The organism is Flavobacterium sp. LC2016-01, from assembly GCF_009711135.1.
In the GTDB taxonomy this organism is placed as follows: Bacteria; Bacteroidota; Bacteroidia; order Flavobacteriales; family Flavobacteriaceae; genus Flavobacterium.
On record NZ_WMIC01000004.1, the window covers coordinates 224,435 to 250,661 of the forward strand.

Here is a 26,227-nt window from a genome sequence, read left to right on the forward strand (position 1 = left end):
GCTAAAAAGCCTTGTTTTTCTAAATCGGGAGATGCCGTTTCGATCGGGGCTAGGCGAGAACGTATCTTTTTTATAATTTCCCTAAGCAGCTTTAAATGAATTTATTTAACATATTAAATTTCAAATGACGGCTTTTTACGTGTAGAAAGTAATATTTTTACGAGACAAATTCAAAACACTTAATCAATAAATTATGTCGCTACTGATTCTTATTGCAGGGATTCTCTTATTATTGATTCTAATTTCCATTGTAAAGCTCAATGCCTTTATTTCCCTAATTGTTGCCGCTTTCTTTGTCGGCATTTTCAAGCAAATGCCTTTTCCGGATTTAATCAATTCGATTCAGGAGGGAATAGGAAGTACGTTAGGTTCTTTAATTCTTATTCTTGCCTTTGGTGTTATTTTAGGAAATTTGCTTTCCGATAGTGGCGCTGCACAGCGAATCAGTTCTGTGATGATTCGGTCTTTTGGTATACAGCATATTAAATGGGCAATGGTCATAACCGGATTTTCTGTTGGAATTTCAATGTTCTACAATGCAGGGTTTATAATTTTGATTCCAATGGTTTTTGCCGTGGCCAAAAGCACTAAACAGCCTATTATTTATTTGGGAATTGCCATGGCATCGGCGCTTTCTATTACGCATGGTTTTTTGCCTCCACATCCGGGACCAACAGCAATTGCAGTTATTTTTAAAGCCAATATCGGCAAAACACTTCTTTACGGACTTATAGTTGCGCTTCCAGCACTTTTCATGGCCGGAATCATCTTTCCTGAATTTATAAAAAAAATAAATGCCTTTCCCCCAAAAGGATTATTCGACAGCAAAACTTTCACAGAATCAGAAATGCCTTCTTTTACAATTAGCATTGTAACGGCATTAGTTCCAATTTTTTTAATGGCCACAGCTACGTTCAGTGAATTAGTATTACCCAAAGAAAGTGCGTTATGTGCCTTTTTGCTTTTTATTGGAAATCCGACAACTTCAATGTTAATTGCGATACTTTTTGCTGTACTTACCTTAGGCATTTTACGCGGAAGAAAAATGCAGGATATTATGGATAAATCGGGCAGTGCTTTAAGTTCGGCTACGATGATCATTTTAATAATTGCTGCCGGCGGTGCTTTTAAACAAGTATTAATTGACAGCGGAATTGGAACAGATTTGAGTGCTTTTTTCGAACGATCCTCTCTTTCTCCTTTATTGTTAGGCTGGCTGATTGCGACTATTATTCGCATTGCTTTAGGATCTGCAACAGTCGCCGGATTAACCGCAGCCGGAATTGTACAGCCCTTAGTGATTGCATCTGGTGTGAGTCCGGAATTAATGGTTTTGTCTATTGGCGCTGGAAGTTTAATGTGCTCGCATGTAAACGATACTGGGTTTTGGATGTTTAAGGAATATTTTGGCATCAGCGTTTCAGACACTTTTAAAACTTGGACCGTTATGGAAACAATTATAGGAGTAATGGGATTAATTGGTGTATTACTTTTAAATTTATGGATCAAATAAATAATATGGAAGCATTGTATATTGGCATTGACATAGGAACAACAGCCACAAAAGCCGTTTGTTTTGATAAACAGGGAAATGTGCTTCGACAAATTGCTAAGTCTTACGAAATGTATCATCCCAAGCCGGAATGGAGTATTCAAAAACCGTACGAAATTTTGCAAGCCGTAAAGGAATGTATTAACGAGATTACAAACGCAATTCAGCCTCAGTTTATCAGTTTTAGCTCGGCGATGCAAAGTGTTATTGCAATTGATGAAAGTGGAAAACCACTGACAGATGCTATTTTATGGGCTGATAACAGAGCGACGGGAATTGCCGAAAAACTTAAAAATTCAGATCAAGGAAAACACTTTTATCAAAAAACGGGAATACCAATTCATCCTTTTTCTCCTTTGACAAAAATTGCCTGGTTCAAAGAATTTGATGCTGAACTATTTTCCAAAACTTATAAATTCATCAGTATCAAAGAATATGTCTGGCATCATTTGACCAATGAATATTATACAGACACCTCAATGGCATCCGGAACTGGATTGTTAAATATTAATAGTTTAGATTGGGATGAGGAAGTTTTGGATTTCTTAAACATAAAGCCGTATCAACTATCTAAAGTTTGCGAAGTCACGCACCAATGCAAAGGAATTTCAGATGATTTTCTTTACGTAATAGGAGGTGGCGATGGTGCGTTGGCCAATCTCGGAACAGGCGCCATGAACAAAAATTGTATTGCTTTAACTATTGGCACGAGCGGAGCAGTTCGACTTCCTATTGACAAACCGTATCTTGACGACCAAATGCGCACGCAGTGTTATCATTTAATGGACAATCAATATCTTACTTTAGGTGCTGTCAATAATGGTGCGATAGTTTTACAATGGTTGAAAGAAACTTTACTGAAAACAACACAATCTTTAGAAGTTCTTATTGAAGAAGCTGAAGAAATTCCTGCGGGTTCTGATGGACTGCTTTTTGTACCTTATTTATTGGGAGAACGAGCGCCAATCTGGGATGCCTCGGCTCAAGGAACTCTTTTAGGAATGCAGATTACGCACACACAAGCGCACTTGGTACGAGCCACTTTAGAAGGAATTTTATTTGGATTGTTCCAAATCACAGAAATTTTAATTCCGGATCCCAAACATAGAAAAGAAACAAAAGTTATGGCCAGTGGCGGATTTGGCAAAAGCGAACTGTGGCTCCAAATGGCTGCTGATATTTTTCAGATGCAGGTTGAAACCTCGCAAACTATCGAAGGATCTTCTTGGGGCGCTGTTCTTATAGGTTTGAAATCACTCAGTGAGAAGATCACAAATGATAGCAAAACCGGACAAACCTATTTTCCTAATATGGAAAATAAAAGTGTATATGAAGTTGCGTTCAACAAGTTTAAAAAAGTATATCCTTTACTGAAGGATTTTTAAGAACGAATATGAATTTCGATCAGAAGCATTAAAACATAAAAATTAATTATTGTTGTTATAAAGCTAGGCGATGGCCATTTTTAGAGGGAATTACGGTGGCATGATTCCCATTATTAAATTGGACTGAAGTCCAGCTCTACAAAATAGCTCGAGCCTTTGGCTCTTTTTTAGGACGAAATAAAATTCCGAAGGAATGACTTATATTGTAGGGCTGGACTTCAGTCCAGTTTAAACGAAAGAGATTTTTTCGTAACATTACAAAAAAAATAATGAAACCAACGATCATCATAAAAACCACACTAGCTGTTTTATTCTTCCAGCAGATAGCCTTTTCTCAAGAAGTAAAAAAAGAAACAACTTCAACAGAACCAAAATACACAATAGAAAATTGTGTCAATCACTTTGATTTAAACAAAGCCACTAAAACCAAAGTAGGGTATCAATATTGGTTTGCCGATAAAAACTTCACTGAGGAAAACACACTCAAAATGAGTATCGTTGAACCCGGAAAATCAACACACTCACCGCATCACCATCCCGAAGAAGAATTTTTCTACATCTTAGAAGGAACAGCCGAATTCTTCCTTGACGGAAAAACGATTACAGCTGGCCCAAACACCAGTTTTTACTGTCCACCAAATGCTGAACACGGAATTAGTAATGCTGGAAAAACGGATTTAAAATATTTAGTTATTAAGAAGGATTTGAAGTAATATCACAGATATTTTCACGTCAATGAAATACAAAAATTCCGAAGGAATGATTTATATTGTGGAGCTGGACTTTAGTCCAGTTTAGATAATGATTTTTACGAAACAAATTTCCACGTTAATACATTCGTTTTAAACTGGACTAAAGTCCAGCTCTACAATATTGGTCGAGCCTTTGGCTCTTTTTTTAATCTTATAGATTTGACTCCAAAATTGATTTCTTTTGAAAATTAATTATCTTTAATATCAAAAAAACTTTATGAACCAGAAAACCAAAACCACAGCATTTCCAAATTTCCGTAACCAGATTTTGATATTTAGCCTGTTATTGACTCTTTTTGCTAGCCAAATCAGCAACAATCTTTATGCAGTTGAAAAAGATACTTTAAAAGGCCATTGGGATATAACAATTGATATTGACGGAAAACCTGCTCCAGCCTGGCTCGAAATTAGACGATCGGGGCCTAAAACACTTGTGGGACAATTTATGTGCGTAGTAGGCAGTGCCAGACCAATATCTGAAATTCATGTCCAGGATCGAAAATTTAGCTTTTCAATACCACCGCAATGGGAGAAAGGAAGCAACGATCTTCGTGTAGAAGGCGAAATTGAAGGTGAAAAAATATACGGAACCTTACAAACTGTTGATGGAAAAACCCAAACCTGGACTGGTGTTCGTGTTCCAACACTTCGTCGCACTGCTTCACCTGTTTGGGGCAAACCGATTCACCTTCTCAATGGCAATTCAATCAAGGATTGGCATACAGAAGGCACTAGTCAGTGGGTTGTGGAAAATGGCGTTTTACGCAGTCCAAAATCGGGTGTAAATTTGGTGACCAACGAGAAATTTAATGATTTTAAACTTCATATAGAGTTTCGTATTCCAAAACACAGTAATAGCGGTGTGTATCTTCGCGGTCGTTATGAAGTACAGGTGACAGATGGTAAAGGAATGGAACCTGCTTTAGATCAAATGGGAGCGATTTATGGACTGCTGATTCCAAATGAAATGGTTGCCAAAGAAGCCGGCGAATGGAATACGTACGATATTACCCTGATCGGTAGAATGGTAACGGTTGTTGCCAATGGTGAAACAGTAATCAGCAATCAGAATATTCCCGGAATTACTGGCGGCGCTATAGACAGCAACGAGGCCGAGCCCGGGCCAATATTCCTTCAGGGAGACCACGGTCCTGTGGAGTATCGCAATATTATTATTACACCAGCTAAATAGGTTTTTACTGCACCATATAAATGATATAAGTTCATTTTAAGCATTGTGTACTTATGCTAAAAAAAAAACTCCGCAAAATCAGAAGACTTTGCGGAGTACTATAAAATTGTAATTATTAGTGATTAATTATGACTTTTACATTATTAACTTTTCCGTCTGAAAGTTTTACTTTCATAAAATAGATTCCTGTATGCAACCAGCTTACATCATATTTAATTTCGCCTTTTACATCTTCATTAAATTGTTCCTGAATTTTTCTTCCACTTACATCCCATATCTCGAACTTAACAATTTCAGAATTATCAAAAGATTTAATATTTATTATTTTATTAGCTGGGTTAGGATAAACACTTACACGTTTTAGGTCATTAGTTTTGGCATTGTTATGATCAATAGTACTCAAGTTTGGGCTATTTATTTTCGCAATGTAAAGTTCATTTCCACTAATATCAGTTCGTGCTCTGAAATATAAAGTATTATCCGTTGTTCCTAATTCTTCAATGCCTTCATTATCAGCAAATTTTTGGCCATTTGGAAGGTTTAAATCTAACTCTACTGGTTGAGCTAATTGATCATTGATCATCGAAACTTTATGAGGGAACGTTTCAAGAAAATATAATAAATTTTTATTAAAACATGTTAAACCTCTGATATAGGTAAAAACAGCAGATTCTGTGTTAGCGACTTGCTCTGTTATTTTTCCATTAGTTCTCCACAGCTCTCTTGGAATTCTTAAATAATCCTCAATCACAAAATATACATATTCACCACATGTTAAAATTGTATTTATATCAAGATTTGATATTGGATGTGTTACTCCATCAAACAATAAAACAGTACCTCCAATTGTTCCGTCAGTTTTATAAACTGCCTTATTATAACTTTCGGGACTTCTGGCAACAAAATATATTTCGTTTTTAAGTGAGGCCGTTATTTGGATATCACTATCTATATTATCTCCAAAACTTTTGATATGACTTGTTCCAGATGCCGTTCCGTCTGAAACCCATACATCATGTGGTCCATATGATGTTCCAGATGTTTCTGCAACTATAAATAATTTGTTGTTGACGGTTTGCAGAACCCTCATATCGTTCAAACGGTTTATTTTAATTGTTCCAGATTGAGTACCATTAGTTGTCCATAATGCTGTTCCCGTTTCATCGTTAGCAATAAAGTAAATTGTATTGTTCAATGAAGTAAAACTTCTCGGATAACTACTTCTATCAGCAGCTATATCTTTTATCATGTAGGTTCCTGATTCAGTTCCGTCACTTCGCCACAATTCAAAACCATTTAAACCATTGTCAGCAGAAAAATAAAGAATGTTATTTATGACGGTAAAAGATTGTTTGTCGTTATAATTTTGCAAACTGCTTTTGTTGCCAGGATTTATGTCTTTAACCATAATGGTTCCATTTTCAGTTCCGTCGCTTTTCCACAATTCATATCCATGAGCGGCATCAACTCCACTAAAAAATAAAGTACCGTTTATTGCTTTCATTTCAGATAAATTGTCCATGCCATTATAGCCTGGATTTATATCTTTAATCATTTTAGTGCCCAAAACAGTACCATCGCTTTTAAACAATTGATTTCCGGATTCTTTCCCGTTTGCACTAAAAAAAAGATTTCCATCTACATTAGTAAATTTAGAAGCACTACTACTGTTTGAATAATTTAAATCGGCAAAAAACGTTGTTCCGGATATTGTACCATCGGTACTCCATAGTTCATTACCTTCCTTTTCAGTTTGACCTGTGAAGTAAGTCTTATTATTAATAGAAACAAAGCTTTGTTCTATTCCTGAGATATTGCTTGCCTGAACATCTGATAATTTGAATGTACCAGCTGATGTACCGTCACTTACCCAAAGTTTCTTTTCTGGGTAATTAGTACTTGTGGAATAAAATAAAAGTTTGTTATTTGCTTTATCCACATGAATTTTTTCTATCCATACTGATGATGGTCCTTCACTAATGTCTTTTAATAAAATTGTACCACTTGCTGTCCCATTAGTTTTCCATATTTCAGCTCCATTTACATTGTCATCTGCTATAAAATAAGCTTCATTATTAAGCACTACGAATTTATTATCATAACTTATACTGCTTGTCGCTGTATTATTGATGTTTTTGACCATCAATGTTCCAGATTCTGTACCATCACTTTTCCATATTTCAGATCCATTAATACCATCATTAACTTCAAAAATTATCAAATTATCTAGGGCAACTCCTTTTAAGACATAGGTGATGGAATTATTATTTGCATTGATATCTTTGACCATTTGAGTTCCTGATTCAGTTCCATCACTTTTCCATAGCTCATAATTATTAAACGAATTATTTGCGAAAAAATAAAAACTGTTATTCATGATCAAAAATTGATTTCCAAAAGTAAGTCCAGAGCTATTTGGACTAATATTTTTAACCATCTTAGTTCCAGATTCTGTACCATCACTTTTCCAAAGTTCAAACCCATTTACCCCATCATCTGCTATAAAATACAAAGCATTATTAAAAATGAATAAATTACTAGGACTGCCGTTTCCTTTTGGATTTATGTCTTTTACCATATAAGTTCCAGCTTCAGTTCCGTCACTTGTCCAGAGTTCAGAACCATTGAGTTCATTACTCGCATTAAAGTATAATTTTCCATTCCAGCCAATTAATTCTGTCGGCCCGTTATATTCATCCGTATTATTTGGCTTTATATCTTTAACTAATGATGTCCCAGCTTCAGTTCCATCACTTTTCCATAATTCGGTACCATGCTCATCATAAGCTGTAAAGTAAAGGAGATTTTCAACAACAGCTAAAGAACTTGGGTTCGAAGAAGATTGTCCAGGTCTAATGTCTTTAATCATTGATGTACCTTTTGCTGTACCATTTGAATACCATAATTCGCGGCCAAACTTTTTAAAGTAACCATCTGTTGCAGTAAAAAAGAATCCAGATTTGAAAGGCGTTAATTTTTGAGGGTCGCTACCTTCACGAAAATTTAATTCGACTAAAGTTGCATCTATAGTTTGAGCATTTGCAAATGTAAAAACAGCTAAAAAAAGAAGTAGAGTAATTTTATATTTCATTCAGGTTTTTTATTTTGGTAATTTTTTGTTGTTTAACTAATTAATAGTTTTGTAAGAATTTTATTTTTCTGGGCGAATATATAAATAAAATTAAGAACTAAATTGAAACTTAAATCCAGATTCAACAATTTTAAATTTCTCCAAAATTTTAGTTGACTTAGTTTTTTAAGAATCCAATTGTCACCCTGAGCAAAGGTGAAGGCTTATGAAAGTAAATATGTTATTTCATTCTATTATAACATAATGCTTTACTATTTTTCCAGAATTTTTATCAAATTCAAAAACTTCATGTCTGGTATCAATAAGCACTAAGTTGTTATTCGCAGGATTAAGTTTGTATGCCGTAAAATCAATTCGGGGTTTAGTGGACCACATTTTTTTGCCATCTAATGAAAAGGAATAAATGTTGCCAACATAACTCACATAAAAGATCTGACTAGGACTAATACAAACAGGCTGTGAAGCAAAAAAGTCAACTTCATTTTTCCATGCTACCTTTTTGGTTACAAGATTTAAACAATACAGATATTCTTTTCCTTTCGAAATATTAATGGTATTGACATACAGAAAATGGCCTTTAACGATACCATTTTGCAAACCCCGATTGTCGTATTTATCATCCCATCGTTCACCAACTATTAATTCCGGATAAGGTTCGGAAGGATCATAATCGTATTTATTATTTTGACAGCTAAAAAGTGTATGTAAGCAAATAAGAATAACTGCAAAACCGAGATATTTCATGGGATATTAAAATAGTATTAATCTTTGATAATCATAAATAAAATGCTCGCACCAACAAAGGTTATCCAAAGTTTTTTGCAATATATTCGTCGAATTTATTTTGATCATACGCCTCGATTGCTTTCTCCATTTCTTTACTTTTTGTAATAGAAATTCCTTTTTTATAGACATTTATCATAGAGACTATTCCGGCTTTAACCGCAGCAGTTTTATCGGCAGTTGCATTTTGTATAAAATACGCCGAATAGCTAGCCATATACAAAGCCAATAATTCATTGTTTTTACCATACAGTTTCATTAAACAACTATTCATTTCGACAGTGATATTTGGAGTTCCGGATACCCATTTGATTATAAAAGCATCAACTTGTTTTCTTTTGTCTGTTTCTGTGTTTAAATCAGTTTCTTCCAGCCATTTTGCAGCGCTGACAATATCATTTTCATATTTAGCATAATCAGAATCTCTCTTTAGTTCTATATTTTCTGGTAAATCAAATTTTGTTTGTGAATTCATGCTGATTGTAACAAATAATGTAATAATGAATGTGATTAATGTTTTTTTCATGGTTGAGTTTTATTGGTTTGAAAATGTTTTTAGGAGATTTTGCGGAGCGACAGTCATCTATTTATTCTGTCAGTTTAAGGTATTTTCTTTTTGCACTTTCATAGGATGTAAACGGTGCTTCATCAAGTTGGTAATCAAATCCGAGAAAGGACTCGCAATAAAGATTTCCTTCTTCATCGACGTTGCTTAGAATGCTTTCTTTTACTATTTTTTTGTTTGCTATTACAAATTGCATAAATTCAGAAAGAGGGTAATGATCACCAACATCTTCAAGAAATTCGATTAGAAAATTCTCAATTTTCAATCTTTCCACCAATTTAATAATTTCTAAAGTTTCTTCTAATAAATTAGATTTGTCTTCAATTAGTTCTTCGATACTTTCATATTTTCCAAATTCATTTCTAACATCTTCCATTGTGTAAGAAATTTGTAGAGGGAAGTGAATATAATCGTTCTTTATAAAGTGGATAATATCACGAGGGATATTGGTTAGCTTATCTTTTGTCGTTAGCCGAGATCGTACAAAATGTCCCATTTTAATTTATTTTTTTAATTCTTATTTTTTTTTACCAATGTAACACTTACCCGAGCTGGCGCGAACGTCTCGCTCGTGAATACAATTTAGATATTTCGTTAATGTAAATTTAATCAGTAAAGAACAAAATATAGTTTTCGTTGCTGTGTGCCTGCGAAATGGTTTCTTTTAATAATTGCAGGCCTTCTTCTAAATGTCTTTTATTAAATGCTTGGTCTTCTCTTTCGTCATTATGCCAAACGCCAGGATAAATATCATTAGAATTAAAATCAGAAGCATTGTAAAAATCTAAAATTTTATTGTTTTCAATTGTATTCAAAGCTGTATTGACCTCTTTTATGGCTGTTGGATTTAGATAATAGGTAGAAGTTGATTCTGGAAAATCTTCGATATTGTCAAAATCAATATTGTTGAAATCAACTTCTTCACCAATAAAATCCTGAGGATAGAAAAGCTTTTCTAAAGATTCTGGCATTTGTTGATCATAATAAGCTAAGAAAAGGTAAATTAATCCCTCAAAATTTTGATCAAATATTGAAGAATTATTTTCATTGAAATCTAAATTAAAAGATTCATAATGAATAGAAAATGCTTCGAAATTTTCTTTACTTATTTGATAGAGATTCACACTTTGGCTCATAGATTTGGGTTGTTATTTATAATGTTTTTGGCTTAAAAAGAATATAAGTTTTTGAATTATATATATGGAATTAAAAATGCTGAAAGCATCTGTTTTTAGTATTTGATTATTAAGAAAGCTTTGAGGCAGGTGCTAAAATTACTTTATGAAAAATTAGTAATAGCCCTTAATCCCACCACAACCATAATCCATTCATTTCTTTAATTGCTGCTTTTAGATTGCTTAGAGAGCCAACACCTTGGTCAACAGAATCAGGACAAAAAGCATACACTTCTTTTGAAAAAGCATCCAAATCAGAGGGTAATTTGTCAAATTCAATATGAACCCAATCTCTGCTGCAGCCAATTACTATTAGGCCGTATTTAGTTTTCCATTCAGAAATTTTTTCAACTAGAGCTGTATTGTCTACATCATAGTTTATTCCGTCAGTTCTTCTGTATCTAAGAATATCTAGATCATTTGTACCTTTAATTACAGCAACTCCTTTTTTATCATCATTACTTTCAAATTCAAAAATCAAATAACCGCTTTCTCTAAATTTATTTTTAAGCTTTTTTACATATTCTACAGCTTGATCTTCGGTAGCCTCGGTATAAATCCCATCATAAAACTTATCCGTGTACATTTCTCCTGTTTCTCCATCAATTGCGGGCAGTTGTTTAAAATCACTTTTAGTAAGTTCTTTTAGTTCTGAAATTAAATCTGCGTTAAAGTTTATTTTTTTTACTAATTCAGTTTCAGAAGAGGTCAAATTGTTTTTTTGGCTGCAGCCAAATAATAAAGAGATTCCTATTGCAGCAAGTAGTAGTTTTTGTTTCATTTTGAAGAATTGGTTTTGGATAATTTTTAATGATTTGAATTAGAGTTTAAGGGACGGACTTTGATTTCAAATATATTTAAAATTTCTTACAAATAATACAAGTTGGTTTTATTTAAAAAATAGTAAAAGCGCAAGTCAGAAGACTATACGGAGCACTAAAAAAAAACAAAAAATAAGATTTTATTTATGAAAAAACATAATGCATTGTTATGATATTGAAATAATTTTCTTACTTTTAATATCCACATACGGCAGACCTGAAGAAATTTTACAAGTAATTATATTTTTTATGAAAAGACAATTTTTTGAAAAAATGCAGAATTTATTTGAAATTTTATCTGAGTAACTACAGTTACTCAGATAAAATTTTTATAAAACACGTATATAGAAAATTAATTAATTTTAAAACAAACTAAAACCTATGATTAAAATAAATTATAAAATTCAATTCGGTTTATTTGTGATTTGCTTATTCTTTATTGGTTTGGGAATATTCGAAACTTTAAACGAGGGATTAAAAGAAGGAATAGATCTTTTTTGGCAAATTTCTCATTTTGTTCCATTTGTAATAGGAGCCATTATTTTTGGTAATAATTTGTATTCAAAACGAATACAAAATTTCAAAAATTAAATAAAATATTCTCTAATAATAATTATTTTAAAAATCCATTTTTACAAAAATAAAAATGGATTTTTTTTGATATTACTATTCCTTGTGTTAGTAAACGGGAGGCTTTTATTTCGTTTTGAATTTTTAAATGATAAAAAAAACGCAAAGTTGGGAGACTTTGCGGAGCAAGGTTAATTAAAATATTCAATTAATATTTTATCCTCATCAACAATATGATCTGTGATGTGAAATACTTCCTTAATCCAAGGATGTTCTAATGCATCTTTTCTATCTAAAATATTTCCAAGTATTTCATGTTTCCACTCTGATTCCTCTTTATCCATTAAACCAACCTGATAATTATTATCACTAGTCCAAATTCTAAAAGGAAATGCAAATCTATTTTTGGGTTGATCTGTTCCCCAATCTCCAATACTAATTATTCCGATTGCATATTTGTCTTCATGTCCCATAGTGAATTTTAAATAGTAAATGGCAAATGCATCCTCATCTTTAAAAACAAATCTAGTTAATTTGATGATTTCATTGTTGCAACAACTACAGATTTCTTTGTTTGGTTCTTCGAATTCGATTCGGATCATTTATTGGTATTTACGGTATTAAAAACAAATATATAATTTAAATCATTGCGTTCACGAGCGAGACGCTCGCGCCAGCGTGGAGACTTTGTGGAGCACGGTTTTTGATTTATAGTTTGCAATTTTTGAATATTATTTTACCTATTTTTTTTGTAGTTTAGATATTCTTCTAATATTATTGGTTTATTATTGTCATAATCTGTACTTAATCCTATAATAGTAGAACTTGATAATCCTATTGGCTGATCAGTTATTTTAATTGCTTCAAGATGAAGTTTAAGATTGTGTAGCATGATAATACTCGATATGTATTCAGGGTATTTGACTTTTAATATTCCTACAATTTCAACTATAAAATCTAGCACTTTTTGACCAAATTCTATTGTTTTTTCATAAGTTGGAAAATAGCCCTTATGAATAACATTATTTCTAAATTCACTTTGACTATTGCTTAGTAATATAGGAGGTCTTTTAAATTCCTGAGAGTATAAAAAAATGAAAGCGCCTAGTTGTCTCTCAGATTGCTTTGAAAGTAAATTCCATGTTTGATCAAAAATATCTTCATTAATTTCATTTTTAGTGCAGATAATTTTTATAAAGAATTCATAGAATCTTTCTAAACTTGCTGCAATTGAGGAAACAGCTTCTCTTAAATAACCATCATTTATTGCATGAACTGCAGACTCATATAATAATTCGAATTTTTGTTGTTGTTGATACAAGGCATTTTTATGACCATAAGGACATTCAAAAATATATAAATTATTGTTCGTAATTTGAAGACTTATAGGTTCAGTTTCACGCCCATCTTCAAAAGTACATTTCATGCAAGTTGTTTTAATTTTCATTATTGTTTAGTTTGATTCATAGAATGTACTTGATATTATTTATCCTTTAATTTTATCAATTATTCCTGGCATAGTTGGGCTGCTATCTTCTTTTAATAAACCTGAATCTGCTCTGCTAAAAAGAGATTGTAGAATCAGTTTTTTATCATCATCTATGATTGCACCTTCTTTAATTAATGAAAGATAATACATGGTTAGTTTTTCCCTTTCTTGTGCATCTCTTGCTAAATGAAAACTCGAAAACATAGCTTTACGCAAGGATTGAATGCCAAAAAATATTAAGGAAATAAATGTTACAAAAACAATAGACCAACGAATAGCCGCAGTTTTATCATCACTAAAAAAACTTGCTAACATGCTCTCTGGTGTTTTCCATAGAAGCATATATAGTGAAAAACCGCCTATTAATATCAATGCAAATAATCCCCGCATAAACATATGTCCTTCATCTAATAATTTTTGTGAAGTTTCTTTCCAATGCTGAGCAGGTGCTTGTAATTGTAAAAGTTCTTTATAAGTTTGCTCAATATTTTTTCTTTCTTCATTTACTTGTTCAGAAAAAGTTTTGGCAGTTGTTTGATTCAAACCAAACCATTTATTTAGTTTTTCTTGATTATCTTTTTTTATTTGATCAGATGTTTTAACAAACGAATCTATTTTGTTTTCTGCAATTTCAAATAATTCTTTTAGTTCTTTATCAGAATCTGAAACATATTTCTCTACTCTGGTTTTTAAAGAATTAAAAGAACTTCGGTCATGTGATGAGCGGTTAATTGATGAACTTTCCCTAATTTCAAATAATATTGCCATTATAATACCTTTAAAATATTCCTTATTTGAAAATGATGCTTGATTAACTCTTCCAGCAAGACAAGAATAGGCAGCATCAAAAAGTTTTGCAGATTCTTTAAATACGGAGATTAGAAAATAAGCTTCACTTGAATCAGCAGGAATCATTTTCTCATAACCATAGGTATTAATTGAGGATTGTAATTCTGTAATGTATGAATGTGATGTATTGCCATTCTGTACAGCTTCAATTAGTTGTTCAATCCTCGTTTGAATTGTAGCAAAATAATTTTTGCTTTTTAATAAATCTGAGGGCAATGCCTCATAGGCATCCCATTTTTCTACCTGATCTTTTGCATATCTGTATAATGTAGATATGTTATAACTATTTTCAAAATTTGAAATAGGAAACCTTAAAATAAAATGAGAATCTTTAATTTCAACTGCTGCATCAGATTTTAGAAATTTATTTATTTCTTGAATAGTCATAATCAGTATTTGTTTTTGGTAAGAGAGGTTAGTTGTATAGTATTTATATTAGTGATATCAAAAATATCCATTTATTAATCTAAAAGGCTAAGTACTTTTACTCGATTTCTACCAAATTAATAATTTTGATTTTATGTTTTGACAAAAAAAAATAAATAAAAACAACTTGAATGAAGATTGAAGCTTCATACATCTAAAATAAAAAATTATAAAGGAATACTCATATTTTTTTCACCACAAAAAAAGGGTGGCACTTATAAAAAGTACCACCCTTTAGGCAAATTTTGATTGCATTTTAAAACCAAATCAAATTTTAAAATGCCGCATTAATAAATGCGTACAGTTTTTGGGTAATCTACTAAAAAGAAGACTAAACGCAGGTTATTCGTTTATGATATCGCCTTCCTTAGTTTCTTCGCTGGCAATTTTTACCAGTTTATCGTTTGGAGTCAAATCACCGAAAATTTCAATTTTATCGTCGATTTCTCTTCCTTTTTTCACATCAACTCTTGTTGCTTTGTGGTTTACTACTTTAATTACAAAAATTCCTTCCGCAGCATTTACTACAGCCGATTTCGGAACCACAAAAGTGCTTTCTTTTGCGTTAAGTGGTAATAAAACTTCGGCAACCATTCCAGGTAATAAATTTGCTTTTGCGTTGTGTATGTCCATTTCAACACGCTCAGAACGAAGTTTTAAATCCAATGCACCTGACATTCTTGTAATCGTCGCTTTAAAAGTATCTGGCAATGATTTTACATTGAAACTCATTTCGTCGCCATTGTGTAAATATCCTGTGTACAATTCAGGAACAGAAACCGCTAAACGTAATTTTGTCTGCTCTTGAATCGTTAATAAAGGCAAATCAGAACCTTTTCCTGCAGGACCTACAAATGTTCCTAAATTCACATTTCTAGCGGCTACAACACCGTCAAAAGGAGCACGGATTTCAAGATAACCTCTTATAATCGAAACTTCTTTATGTGCTGCAATTGCGGCTTGATATTGTGCGTAATCAGAATTCTTTTTACCGCTTGCCATTTCTAAATCATTTTTAGAAATTGTTCCTTCCACTTTGCTCGTTTCATACAAACGGTTGTACGTACTTTTGCTGGTAGCATAAATGGCTTCCATCGATTTTAATCTCGATTCGGCTGCAGCCAATTGTGAGCTGATTTCAGGTGCTTCTAAAACAATCAAAAGCTGTCCTTTTTTCACTTTAGAACCAATATCAACTTTTAATTCTTTTACAAAACTGCTCACTTTTGCATATAAATCTACTTGCTGGAAACCAGTTAATTCAGCTGGTAAACGCAATTCAGTTGTCAGTTTTTCTTTAGTTAAAAGAAAAGTTTCTGTTTTAGGTTCGATTTCTGCCGTAACAACTTCTTCTTTTTTTGAATTACAGCTGTTAAGGAAAAATAGTGCTGCAAAAAACAGCGCGCTATATTGTATTTTATTTTTCATTTTTTGGTTTTATATAATAAATATGTTTTTAACCGTTGAGTGTAATGTTAACACATAGGAACATAGTTTTTGAAGCTTTAAAAAAGGCGTTTCACTAATTTAAATGCACATAGTTTACTATGTGTGGAAACTTGTTTCTTCTTCTCTCTTTTTTGACATAAAATTCTATGTTTCTATGTGTTTAATTTTTAGTTACACGACGATGTGACTTTCAACTTTATGACTTTCCAACTTTTGACTTACTTATTGATGAGATATAATGGATGCTTTCTTCGTCTTCAGGATCTAAAGAAACAGATTGTGTTGTTGTTTTTTCTTGTGCCCACGCAAATATCTGCGGAAGGATTAATAATACGGCAAAAGTAGAAAATAAAAGTCCGCCAATAACCGCCCTTCCTAACGGAGAAACCTGATCGCCTCCTTCGCCGTGACCAATTGCCATTGGCAACATTCCGGCAATCATCGCAACCGATGTCATGATAATTGGACGAAGACGCAGTGCAGCAGCTTCACGTGCCGATTCTAATGCATTTCCATTTCGTTTTCGCAATTGTTCGGCATTGGTAACCAGTAAAACGGCATTCGCAATTGAAACCCCAACCGACATGATGATTCCCATGTACGACTGTAAATTCAATGTTGAACCAGTCAATAACAGCATTAATAGGGCTCCTAAAACTACCGCTGGAACAGTTGTTAAAATAACCAGCGAAACTTTGAACGATTGGAAATTAGCGGCTAACATTAAGAAGATTACAAAAATGGCAACCAATAACCCAACTTGCAAACTGCTTAATGTTTCCTCCAATACCTTACTTAAACCAATTGGTGTAATGAATAACCCCCTAGGTAATTCACCCAATGAATTGATTGTTGCAGCAACATCTTTCGAAGCGGTCCCCAAATCGGTTTGATGGATGTTTGCTGTAACAGTAATGTATGGCATTGCCCCTAAATTGTCATTTTCACCGCTTACAAAGCCAGGTGTAATTTTTGCAACGTCGCTTAAAACAGGACGAAGCGAGTTTTTTAATACTGGAATTTCTCCAATATCCGTTTTGCTTTTCATTTGATTCAGCGGTACCTGAACCTGAACGTTGTATGATAATCCTGCTCTTTCATCGACCCAAGTATTTTTCTCTGTATATCTTGAAGATGAAGTTGAAGCGACAAGCGAACGTGAAATATCGTTCATATCAACGCCTAATTCAGCCGCACGTGTTCTGTCAATATCAATATTCATCGCTGGATAATGAATTGGCTGACCAATTTGGACGTCTCTGAAATAAGCGATTTTTTTCAGTTTTTCTACAATTTGATTGGCGTATAATTCATTTCGTTTTTTGTCTTTTCCTGCAATTCGAACTTCGATTGGAGTAGGAGAACCTTGGCTTAAAACTTTATCGGTCAATTCAATTGGTTCAAAAGAAACTTTTGTATTTGGAAGCAGTTTTTTTAGTCGGTTTCTAAATTCGTCTTTAAACTCGTCCATATCTGCATGATAATCTTTCAAACTCACCTGAAATACCGCTTCATGAGAACCTGCCATGAACAAGTAAATAGGGTTAATTGAGAATAATGACGGGTGCTGACCTACATATACAGATGTAATTCCGATATGTTCATTGCCAACCATTTTTTTCAATTCTTTTAAAACGATAACGGCTTGTTCTTCTGTTCTTTCTAAACGCGTTCCATCAATAGCACGAAGTCGTAATTGAAACTGACTTGAATTTACCTTTGGGAAAACATCTTTTCCAATAAAACTAATTAAGACTACAGCCAAAACTGTTGCAGAAATTAAATAGGTAATACTTGTAATTTTCTTGTGTACAAACAATCGGTCTAAAGTTCTCATGAAACGAACTTTGAATCGCTCAAAAGGACTTATTTTTCCGTTTTCATCGGTATCTAATTTTTCAATGTAACCTTTTTTCTGAATGATCAAGTCTTTTTCAGATTCTGGTGTTAATCCGCAGGCATTGAATTCGGCTTCATCGTCCGTAATTTCAGGAGTATGTTCGTGTTTTTCATGTCCTTTCATTAACCAGTTTGCCATTACAGGAACAAATGTCTGAGATAATAAAAAGGAAATAACCATTGAAAAACCAATTGCTAAAGCCAAAGGCAAAAACAACGCTCCCGGAATACCAACCATTGTAAATGCCGGAGCAAATACGGCCAAAATACAAAGCAAGATCAATAATTTTGGCAATGCAATTTCCTGACAGGCATCCCAAATGGCGAGTGCTTTTGGTTTTCCCATGTCGAGATGCTGGTGAATATTTTCGATTGTTACGGTACTTTCATCCACTAAAATTCCAATTGCTAAAGCCAATCCAGATAAAGACATCAGGTTGATCGTTTGTCCAAATAATTTCAGGAATAAAACGCCAGAAATAATCGAAATAGGAATCGTCATAATTACGATCAAAGCCGCGCGTCTATCTCCAAGGAATAATAAAACCATTAATCCCGTTAAAACCGCACCAATAATTCCCTCAGTAATTAAACTTTTAACCGAGTTGATTACATAAACTGACTGGTCAAATTCGTATGATAATTTTACATCTTCAGGTAATGTGCTTTGAATTTTTGGCAATTCGGCTTTTAGTTTCTGAACCACATCCCAAGTCGAAGCATCTCCGGCTTTTGCGATACTGATATAAACCGAACGTTTTCCGTTTACTAAAGCGTAACCTTGCGTAATATCGGCACCATCTTTTACGGTTGCCACATCGCCTAATTTCAAGTTTTGAACACTTCCTTTGAATAACGGAATATTTTCAAAATCCTTAACTTCTTTAATGGTATTATTTGTTGGCGTGATATAATTTTTATCACCCATTCTCACGTTTCCTGAAGGTGCAGTCTGGTTGTTGATGCGGATTGCTTCAACAATTTGATCTGGCGTCATATTATGCGAACGCAATAAATCTGGATCAACGTTAACCTCAATTGTTCTTGGGCTTCCGCCAAAAGGCGCTGGCGATAATAAACCTGGAATCGAAGTAAAAGAAGCACGAACATAAACGTTGGCCAAATCCTGTAATTCATTATTCGAACGTATTTTACTGCTCAAAACCAATTGTCCAATTGGAAGAGAAGAAGCATCAAAACGAATGATAAACGGAGGCTGTGTTCCCGGAGGGAAAGCCGCCTGAATCCTGTTCGAAAGTGAACTTAATTCGGCTGCCGCTTGCGCCATGTTTGTGTTTTCATAATAGGTTAATTTCATGATCATTAACCCCTGAATATTTTTGGTCTCTACCGATTTTACACCATTGGCAAAAGGCAGAATATTAACATAAGTCTTAGCAAAATAAGCTTCCATCTGGTCTGGCGTGTAACCTCCAAAAGGATGCGCAATATAGATAACCGGCAAATTCATTTTTGGCAGAATATCTACCTTGATGTCTTTGATGGCACCAATTCCGAAGAAAAATAGACCCGCAACCAATACTAATATGGAGATGGGTTTGCGGAGTGCAAATCGTATTAAATTCATTAGGCTCTATAATTAAAATTCATTTATAAATAAGTCAAAATTGCCCGTTGCAGCAACTTTCAGTAAAAACGACTGCCACACATTGTTGTTGACAATATCTCGGTCAATTTCGGCGCGATTTAGTGTAAACATTGTTTGGGTTAAATCGGTCAAATCGGTTAAGCCGTTTTTGTATAAAGTTGATTTTTGGATGTAAGCACGCTGTGCAGCATTGACCTGAATTGGTGCTTCGGCATAATTTTCCAAAGTGATTTTTATTTTATCTTCTGCAAAAACAAGTTGTGACTGCAATTCTCTGCTGGCTTGATTGTATTCTTCCTGCAAACCTTGTGAAACAAATTTCTGAGACGTTACTTGTTTGTTTGCTCTAAAAGGTGTCGTTAAATTCCAAGTAATTCCAACTCCAACCAAATAATTTGAACGATCAGGATTAACGCCATCCCAGTAATTTCTGCTAAAATTAGACTGATCCACTGCGTAACCGGTTTCAAAACCTGAAGCTCTGGTTTGTAAAACACCAAAAGCGCTCATGGTTGGGTAATAAAAACGTTTGTATAATTTAACCTGCTGATTGCTGTAATCAATCTTCGTTTTATAATATTGCAATAAAGGATGCAGACTGTCAGTTGAAGCGGTTGATCTTAAAACCTCTTTTGGAATTTGATTGACAAACAAAGTATCTGCAATAAAATCCTGAGGCGCAACGCCCATCAAATCAACCAATTTGTTGTTTTGTTCTTTAACAAAATTTCGGGCAAGATTCAGCGCGATTTTTGCTTTTGAAACTTCAGCAGTTGCCAAGGTCGAATCTACTCCAGCCAATAATCCGTTTTTAACTCGGGCAACAGCTGTCTTTTTGAAAACTTCTGCACGGCTTAAATTCTTTTGCTGTGAAATCAGTAACCTTTGGCTTGCCAATAAATTTAAATAAGCGGCCGAAATTTTAATTTCCTGTTGGAATTTTTCCTGTTGTAAATCTTTTTCTTTTGCTTGAACATCAACTTTTGCTAAATTGATTTTTTCCTGAGTTTTTCCGAAAGTAAAAAAGTCCCAGTTCATGTTCACTAAATATAAAGCACCAAAAGCAGAATTCCAGTTTTGGTTTGGCAATGCAGGTCCGGAAGAAGCAGTTCCTAAACCATTAAATCCATATAATGCACCGTTTTGGCCATTAATAGTTCCATAATCCTGCTGAGCAGATAAATTAAGATTAGGAAGGTAATCACGTCGAGATTGTTTTAATGTCTCTTTTGAGGCACTGGCGTAATTGTTTTTTGCTTTGATCGAACCATAGTTTTCAAGACCCGTTTTTATTGCTTCTTTTAAAGACAAGGTTTGTGAATAACCATTTGAGGCTAAAATCAAGAAAAATAATAAAGTAATTTTTTTGAAATACATAAAACTCAAAGTGTGAAATTAAAGTGCAAATTTATTTCTCTTGCACTGATAAAACTCAGGTTTAGTGATGTACTGCACTAATAAATGACCAATTGAATTTGTCATTTTTTGGAAAAAATAATTAAATTTTTGTCCGTACTTTGTGAACTATTTAAGTTTTAAAAATGAATAAAAAATTTGATAATTTATTGGATAACAAGTGGTGGCAGGAAATCGCTGTTGTTCTTTTTTCATTTACAATTTATACGTTAAAAAATGACTGGATGCTTTTCAGTTCAGTTACTTCCATATTAATGGGGATTTTTTTCTATTTCATTTTGTACATGCATGCGCAGTTTAATCGCTTTTTTCTTCTTCCAATATTATTCAAAACCCAACGCCCGGTAACGTATATTTTTCTGACTCTCTTTGGTGTTTTTGTATTTTCGGTCATTTTGTACGAGATTATGATGCTCGATGTGTTCAGCAATTGCCGTTTGTATCAAAACTCGCATCAACGTAGTTATATTTACCAATTGGCCAGTGTTTTAGGAACTTTGGTTTGTATTTTAAGTCCAATTATTGTTTTCAAATTTTACAGAATTCACAGAAAACATACAGACGAAACTTTGTTATTCAACCAAATGCAGCTGAATTCACTGAAAGGTCAATTGAATCCGCATTTTTTATTTAATACTTTTAATACGCTTTACGGAATTAGTTTAGAGTTTCCTGACCGAACTCCAGATTTGATTATGAAAGTTTCGCAATTAATGCGTTATCAGCTTGAAAGCAATAACAAACAATGCGTAACTTTAGAAGATGAATTAGCGTTTATAAACAGTTATGTACAGCTCGAAAAAGAGCGTGTTGGCTATCGCTGTGATATTACTTATGATTGCAAAATCGACAACGAAAACGCGTATAAAGTTTCACCGATGCTTTTAATTGCATTTATTGAAAATGCCTTTAAACACGGAACTTGTGCCATCGAAAAGTGTTTTGTGAGAATCTTTATTACCGTCGAAAATGGTTTACTGCATCTGCATGTTGTCAATTCAATTCCGACTAAAAAAACAGATGTTGTTTCGACTAAAATTGGTTTAAAAAACACCATCGAAAGACTGGATTTAATTTATGGAAAAGACTATAAATTAGATATTCAAGATGATAAAAAAACGTATATAATTGATTTGAAACTGCAGCTGAAAAAGTTTTTATAATGAAAGAGCCAAAAAAATGTATAATTGTTGATGATGAACCGGCGGCGCATTATGTTTTAGCGAATTATATCAAACAGAATCCGCAGTTGGAATTGGTTTTTCAAGGTTATAACGGAATTGAAGCGATGGATTATCTGCGTGAAAATCATGTTGATTTAATGTTTTTGGATATCAATATGCCCGAGATTTCAGGAATGGAATTGTTGAAAATTATTCCAAATCATCCTAAAACAATTTTAACGACAGCATATTCTGAATTTGCTTTAGAAAGTTATGATTACGGTGTCATTGATTATTTGCTGAAGCCTATTTATTTCCCTAGATTTTTAAAAGCTATTGATCGCTTTTTTTCAACAGAAACGGTAAAAATTAAGGAAGAAGAAGTTGTTATAAATTCAATAAGCGTAAAGGTTGACGGTTATTTTATTGACATAGAATTGGATCAGCTTTTATTTGCGCAGAGTTTTGGAAATTATGTTAAAATGCATACGATAAAACGAACGTATTTGGCTTCGATAACAACAACTGAATTAGAAAAATGTCTTCCAGAAAAAAACTTTATGCGCATTCATAAATCGTATATAGTGGCTTTAGATAAAATTGAAGAAATTGAAAAGGATTTTGTGGTTGTTAAACATGAAAAACTGCCTATTGGAATTACGTACAAAAGAGAATTATCAGACCGATTAAAAAGATAAGAAATTGTTGATAATATTTTAAACAGACTTCATTTAATCTTAATTTTAAAGTAGTAATTTTAATACGATATTTTAAGCGTATTAATTTGTAAATGAGGAATTATGAGAAATCTTTTGCTGATTGTTCTTTTTTTATGCCAAGGTTTTCTTTTTGCACAAGAAGGCACAAATATGAAGAAAGTAATAACGCCTCTAGAAAAGGTGCAATTTACTTTTGAGAAAGAATATCCCGGAAAAACTGCGGTTTGGTCTGAAGAATATGTTGGTGATGATGATGATGAAATTCGTTATGAAGCGAAATTCAACAAAGATAAAAACACAAAAGCGGTTGCGATTTATAATAATTCTGGAGTTTTGAAAGCGTTCGAACTTCAAATTCCATTAAGTAAACTGCCTTTAAATGCACAGGCCTATTTAAAAAAGAATTATTCGCCAAAAGCTATTAAAGAAATAGCGGTTGTTGTTGATGATAAAAACAAAACAACTTATGAAGTTGGAGTTACTAAAGATTCCAGATTTTATGATGTTGTTTTTGATAAAGATGGTGATTTTAATGTCATAATCGAAAAAAATTAAAATATGTTTGCTTACTAATTCAATTATATTTAAAATGACAAACCCGATAAGTTTTAACGCTTATCGGGTTTTGTTTTTTTGATATATTTCTTTTGTTATGAAACTGCCACTTTTTCTTTCCAGATTGTAAGGTTTACGCCTTTTAAAATAAGATAAAGTGTAAGTCCAAATTCTGCAATAATGCACGGAAATAATAATGCAAAACTAGATAATTCTGGAGCTAGGATTGAAGCAAAACTGTTTGCTAAATAACAAACACCAGCGATTGCCATTAAAACTCCCAAAACTTTTGGAAAATAACCTGATTTATAAATTAAGTATCCTTCAATCAGACACACAAATCCAAAGAAGATCAAACCAACTCCAAATCCATAACCATGCAATTTTATTGAAAGATAAGCAAGCGTATGCAATTGATCTGGACTGAAAGATTTTAAATATTCGCCATCCCCTAAGAAGAATAAAGCAGCAAGAAGATTTAATTTGTTTGCTACTAAAACAGCAGTCTGAATCAAATTAAAAGACAAATTGAGCAGTGCCAATTTTTTGCTTACCGGTTTGAAAAGATAATAGAGAATAATCATTACTGGAAGATCGCAAATTTGCATAATCAAATCGGCGCTGATGCCCAATCTCCATAAAAAATCAGAATGGATGATGTTGTTTGCAGTTGCAGTGGCATCTCCAGAAACGAACAATTTATTTCTGACAAAAGCTTCAGCAAACAATCCGGTTAAAATAATTGCTAAATATAACAATCCGGCTATTCTCGCATAAAATTGAGGCGAAGTTTCAAAATTTTTTGGTTTCATATTTTGGTTGGTTTTAGATAAGACGTTTGTCTAATTAAATTGTTACCAATCAACGAAAATTAGCTGAATTATTTGATATTTAACGAGAAACCCGACAGGTTTTTAAAAGCTGTCGGGTTTATTATACGTTATGATATGTTGAAATTACAAATTCATTCCGCCAGAAGCTTCAATACGCTGTGCGTTTACCCAGCGTGCATCTTCGGTACATAAAAAAGCAACGACACCGCCAATATCATCTGGCAGACCAACTCTTCCTAATGCTGTCACAGAAGCAATCTGTTGATTCATTTGCTCATTGTCACGAACAACGCCTCCTCCAAAATCAGTTTCGATTGCACCCGGCGCCACAACATTTGCTCTGATTTTTCGTGCACCCAATTCCTTTGCCTGGTATTTGGTTAGCGTTTCAATCGCGCCTTTCATAGAGGCGTAAGCAGCGTAACCAGGAAAAGAAAATCTCGCTAAACCAGTTGAAATATTTACGATTCCGCCACCGTCATTCATTACATTTAATGCTTTTTGCGTCAAGAAAAACGGACCTTTAAATTGAATATTGGTTAGCTGATCAAATTCAGCTTCGGTTGTTCCAATGAATGAATTGTGAATTCCAATTCCTGCATTGTTTACCAAAAAATCGAATTTATCTGTTTTGAAAGTATTTTTTAAAACTTCTGAGATATTTTCAAAAAAAGCATCAAAAGTTCCTGAATCTGCGACATTCAATTGAAGTGAAGCTGCTCTTTGCCCTAAACTTTCGATTTCTTTAACTACTGAATCGGCTTCTTCTTTTTTACTGTTGTACGTGATGATTACGTCGATTCCTTTTTTAGCAATTGCGATTGCCATGTTTTTTCCTAAACCTCTGCTTCCTCCAGTAACCAGAGCTATTTTTGTATTTACTGCCATGTATTTTAATTGTTAATTGTTGATTGTTAATTGTTGATTATTGATTGTGAGTTGTTAATTATGAGATTTGATTTTTTTGTCTTTTTAATTAACAATTAACCATTCACAATTCATAATTAATTATGCATTGCATTAAAATGATTTCTCAAATCTTCAGCACTTGCATTTAATCTTGTTTCGCTGGTTCCAAAAGTAAGTTCCTGTTTTCCATTTTTTAACTGCTCAAAAATAGATTCAATAAAACTGCTCACACTTGGATGTGCATCATGAAGTCCAACGCCGCCTAAATCAGTATTTAAGGCAGGCGGAATTATTTCGATTACTTCGATATTTTTCGCCTTTAATAAATGACGAAGTGAAAGTGTAAACGAACGGAAAAATGCCTTAGTAGCCGAGTAAACTGGGACTTTTGCAAAAGGCGAAAATGCCAGTCCAGAAGTTACATTCATTACGGTTGTCAATGATTTCAACTGAATAAATAATGAAGTTAAATGAAGTGGTGCCTCGATATTTGTTGCAAGTTCAGATTTAATACTTTCGTAGAAATCAGCATCTGTTACTGAAACCCATTTCTGAATTCCTGCGTTGTTAATCAGAACATTTAAATCAGGATGATTTTCAGAGATCCATTCATAAAGCGAAACGCGTTCTTTTTCATCTGATAAATCACAAACTTTTGTAATTACAGATGGAAATTTTGTTTTTACTTCATTTAAAACTGATTCTCTTCGTCCGCAAATAATAACGGTATTGTTTTCCTGAATAAATCGTTCGGCAAGTCCAAGTCCGATACCGCTTGCGCCGCCAGTTATTAAAATTTTGTTGTTTGATAAATTCATCTTTTCGATCTTTTAAATTGATAAGACAAAGGTAGGAGTGAAGCAGCTCTGGGGAATTGTAAATATCAAATCGATGTTTGCGAAATTCAAATCAGAAATAGTAAATTCCAAATTCCAATTCTCATTTTATGTCATCCTGAGCGAAGTCGAAGGACACGCACTGTAAAACGTTTCTGTATGTATTTAGCATGAGATCCTTCGACTTCG

Annotated in this window: 23 protein-coding genes; 8 read left to right on the forward strand and 15 right to left on the reverse strand. The window is 33.3% G+C overall.

Annotated elements, in window-relative coordinates; all coding sequences use genetic code 11:
- Nucleotides 1-193 precede the first annotated feature (193 nt).
- From GKZ88_RS10365 to GKZ88_RS10380, 4 genes are all read left to right on the forward strand, one after another.
- The gene (locus GKZ88_RS10365; RefSeq protein WP_155102302.1) at nucleotides 194-1,513 is read left to right on the forward strand and encodes a gluconate:H+ symporter; all 1,320 of its coding nucleotides are present in this window, start codon (nucleotides 194-196) and stop codon (nucleotides 1,511-1,513) included.
- Nucleotides 1,501-2,937 carry a gluconokinase gene (locus tag GKZ88_RS10370; RefSeq protein ID WP_155102303.1) on the forward strand — a complete coding sequence of 479 codons (1,437 nt, stop codon included), beginning with the start codon at nucleotides 1,501-1,503 and terminating at the stop codon, nucleotides 2,935-2,937. The genes GKZ88_RS10365 and GKZ88_RS10370 overlap by 13 nt, the downstream gene beginning before the upstream one ends.
- 269 nt (nucleotides 2,938-3,206) lie before the next feature.
- Nucleotides 3,207-3,650, forward strand: a complete 444-nt coding sequence (locus GKZ88_RS10375) for a cupin domain-containing protein (protein WP_155102304.1) — start codon at nucleotides 3,207-3,209, stop codon at nucleotides 3,648-3,650.
- 256 nt (nucleotides 3,651-3,906) lie between these two features.
- On the forward strand, nucleotides 3,907-4,881 hold the full coding sequence (locus tag GKZ88_RS10380; RefSeq protein ID WP_155102305.1) for a DUF1080 domain-containing protein: 975 nt from the start codon (nucleotides 3,907-3,909) through the stop codon (nucleotides 4,879-4,881).
- Between the two features lie 115 nt (nucleotides 4,882-4,996).
- Here GKZ88_RS10380 and GKZ88_RS10385 read toward each other — a convergent pair whose 3' ends face one another.
- From GKZ88_RS10385 to GKZ88_RS10410, 6 genes are all read right to left on the reverse strand, one after another.
- Nucleotides 4,997-7,972, reverse strand: a complete 2,976-nt coding sequence (locus tag GKZ88_RS10385) for an ELWxxDGT repeat protein (protein ID WP_155102306.1) — start codon at nucleotides 7,970-7,972, stop codon at nucleotides 4,997-4,999.
- A 225-nt stretch (nucleotides 7,973-8,197) separates the two neighbouring features.
- On the reverse strand, nucleotides 8,198-8,716 hold the full coding sequence (locus GKZ88_RS10390; protein ID WP_155102307.1) for a PQQ-binding-like beta-propeller repeat protein: 519 nt from the start codon (nucleotides 8,714-8,716) through the stop codon (nucleotides 8,198-8,200).
- A 61-nt stretch (nucleotides 8,717-8,777) separates the two neighbouring features.
- Nucleotides 8,778-9,281, reverse strand: coding sequence for a hypothetical protein (locus tag GKZ88_RS10395; protein WP_155102308.1), 504 nt, complete (start codon nucleotides 9,279-9,281; stop codon nucleotides 8,778-8,780).
- Between the two features lie 61 nt (nucleotides 9,282-9,342).
- Nucleotides 9,343-9,696, reverse strand: a complete 354-nt coding sequence (locus GKZ88_RS10400) for a hypothetical protein (RefSeq protein WP_155102309.1) — start codon at nucleotides 9,694-9,696, stop codon at nucleotides 9,343-9,345.
- A 229-nt stretch (nucleotides 9,697-9,925) separates the two neighbouring features.
- A complete protein-coding gene (locus tag GKZ88_RS10405) occupies nucleotides 9,926-10,456 on the reverse strand; it encodes a DUF1877 family protein (RefSeq protein WP_155102310.1) in 531 nt (176 codons plus the stop codon).
- 166 nt (nucleotides 10,457-10,622) lie between these two features.
- Nucleotides 10,623-11,276, reverse strand: a complete 654-nt coding sequence (locus tag GKZ88_RS10410; RefSeq protein ID WP_155102311.1) for a DUF4253 domain-containing protein — start codon at nucleotides 11,274-11,276, stop codon at nucleotides 10,623-10,625.
- A 421-nt stretch (nucleotides 11,277-11,697) separates the two neighbouring features.
- On the opposite strand from GKZ88_RS10410, the gene GKZ88_RS10415 reads away from it, so the two are divergent.
- A complete protein-coding gene (locus GKZ88_RS10415; protein WP_155102312.1) occupies nucleotides 11,698-11,907 on the forward strand; it encodes a hypothetical protein in 210 nt (69 codons plus the stop codon).
- Between the two features lie 170 nt (nucleotides 11,908-12,077).
- On the opposite strand, the gene GKZ88_RS10420 is transcribed toward GKZ88_RS10415, so the two are convergent.
- The 6 genes from GKZ88_RS10420 to GKZ88_RS10445 form a co-directional block, all read right to left on the reverse strand.
- Entirely contained in the window at nucleotides 12,078-12,488 is a 411-nt protein-coding gene (locus tag GKZ88_RS10420) for a hypothetical protein (protein ID WP_155102313.1), read from the reverse strand.
- 134 nt (nucleotides 12,489-12,622) lie between these two features.
- A complete protein-coding gene (locus tag GKZ88_RS10425; protein WP_155102314.1) occupies nucleotides 12,623-13,333 on the reverse strand; it encodes a hypothetical protein in 711 nt (236 codons plus the stop codon).
- A gap of 39 nt (nucleotides 13,334-13,372) precedes the next feature.
- Entirely contained in the window at nucleotides 13,373-14,611 is a 1,239-nt protein-coding gene (locus GKZ88_RS10430) for a DUF6161 domain-containing protein (RefSeq protein ID WP_155102315.1), read from the reverse strand.
- A 381-nt stretch (nucleotides 14,612-14,992) separates the two neighbouring features.
- Nucleotides 14,993-16,078, reverse strand: a complete 1,086-nt coding sequence (locus GKZ88_RS10435) for an efflux RND transporter periplasmic adaptor subunit (protein WP_155102316.1) — start codon at nucleotides 16,076-16,078, stop codon at nucleotides 14,993-14,995.
- A 217-nt stretch (nucleotides 16,079-16,295) separates the two neighbouring features.
- Nucleotides 16,296-19,586: an efflux RND transporter permease subunit gene (locus GKZ88_RS10440; RefSeq protein ID WP_155102317.1), complete on the reverse strand. Its 3,291-nt coding sequence runs from the start codon at nucleotides 19,584-19,586 to the stop codon at nucleotides 16,296-16,298.
- 12 nt (nucleotides 19,587-19,598) lie between these two features.
- Complete coding sequence (locus GKZ88_RS10445; protein WP_155102318.1) at nucleotides 19,599-20,984, reverse strand: TolC family protein; 1,386 nt, start codon at nucleotides 20,982-20,984, stop codon at nucleotides 19,599-19,601.
- Between the two features lie 164 nt (nucleotides 20,985-21,148).
- Here GKZ88_RS10445 and GKZ88_RS10450 point away from each other — a divergent pair, with 164 nt between their 5' ends.
- The 3 genes from GKZ88_RS10450 (at nucleotide 21,149) to GKZ88_RS10460 (ending at nucleotide 23,460) form a co-directional block, all read left to right on the forward strand.
- Nucleotides 21,149-22,186, forward strand: coding sequence for a histidine kinase (locus GKZ88_RS10450; protein ID WP_155102319.1), 1,038 nt, complete (start codon nucleotides 21,149-21,151; stop codon nucleotides 22,184-22,186).
- On the forward strand, nucleotides 22,186-22,884 hold the full coding sequence (locus GKZ88_RS10455) for a LytTR family DNA-binding domain-containing protein (protein ID WP_155102320.1): 699 nt from the start codon (nucleotides 22,186-22,188) through the stop codon (nucleotides 22,882-22,884). The genes GKZ88_RS10450 and GKZ88_RS10455 overlap by 1 nt, the downstream gene beginning before the upstream one ends.
- A 171-nt stretch (nucleotides 22,885-23,055) precedes the next feature.
- Complete coding sequence (locus tag GKZ88_RS10460; protein ID WP_230392498.1) at nucleotides 23,056-23,460, forward strand: hypothetical protein; 405 nt, start codon at nucleotides 23,056-23,058, stop codon at nucleotides 23,458-23,460.
- 95 nt (nucleotides 23,461-23,555) lie between these two features.
- Here GKZ88_RS10460 and GKZ88_RS10465 read toward each other — a convergent pair whose 3' ends face one another.
- The 3 genes from GKZ88_RS10465 to GKZ88_RS10475 all read right to left on the reverse strand — a co-directional run bounded on the left by GKZ88_RS10465 (nucleotide 23,556) and on the right by GKZ88_RS10475 (nucleotide 26,020).
- Nucleotides 23,556-24,272: a DUF4386 domain-containing protein gene (locus tag GKZ88_RS10465; protein WP_155102322.1), complete on the reverse strand. Its 717-nt coding sequence runs from the start codon at nucleotides 24,270-24,272 to the stop codon at nucleotides 23,556-23,558.
- Between the two features lie 144 nt (nucleotides 24,273-24,416).
- On the reverse strand, nucleotides 24,417-25,181 hold the full coding sequence (locus GKZ88_RS10470; protein WP_155102323.1) for an SDR family oxidoreductase: 765 nt from the start codon (nucleotides 25,179-25,181) through the stop codon (nucleotides 24,417-24,419).
- Nucleotides 25,182-25,297: 116 nt separating this feature from the next.
- Nucleotides 25,298-26,020 carry an SDR family NAD(P)-dependent oxidoreductase gene (locus GKZ88_RS10475; protein WP_155102324.1) on the reverse strand — a complete coding sequence of 241 codons (723 nt, stop codon included), beginning with the start codon at nucleotides 26,018-26,020 and terminating at the stop codon, nucleotides 25,298-25,300.
- Between the last annotated feature and the right edge of the window lie 207 nt (nucleotides 26,021-26,227).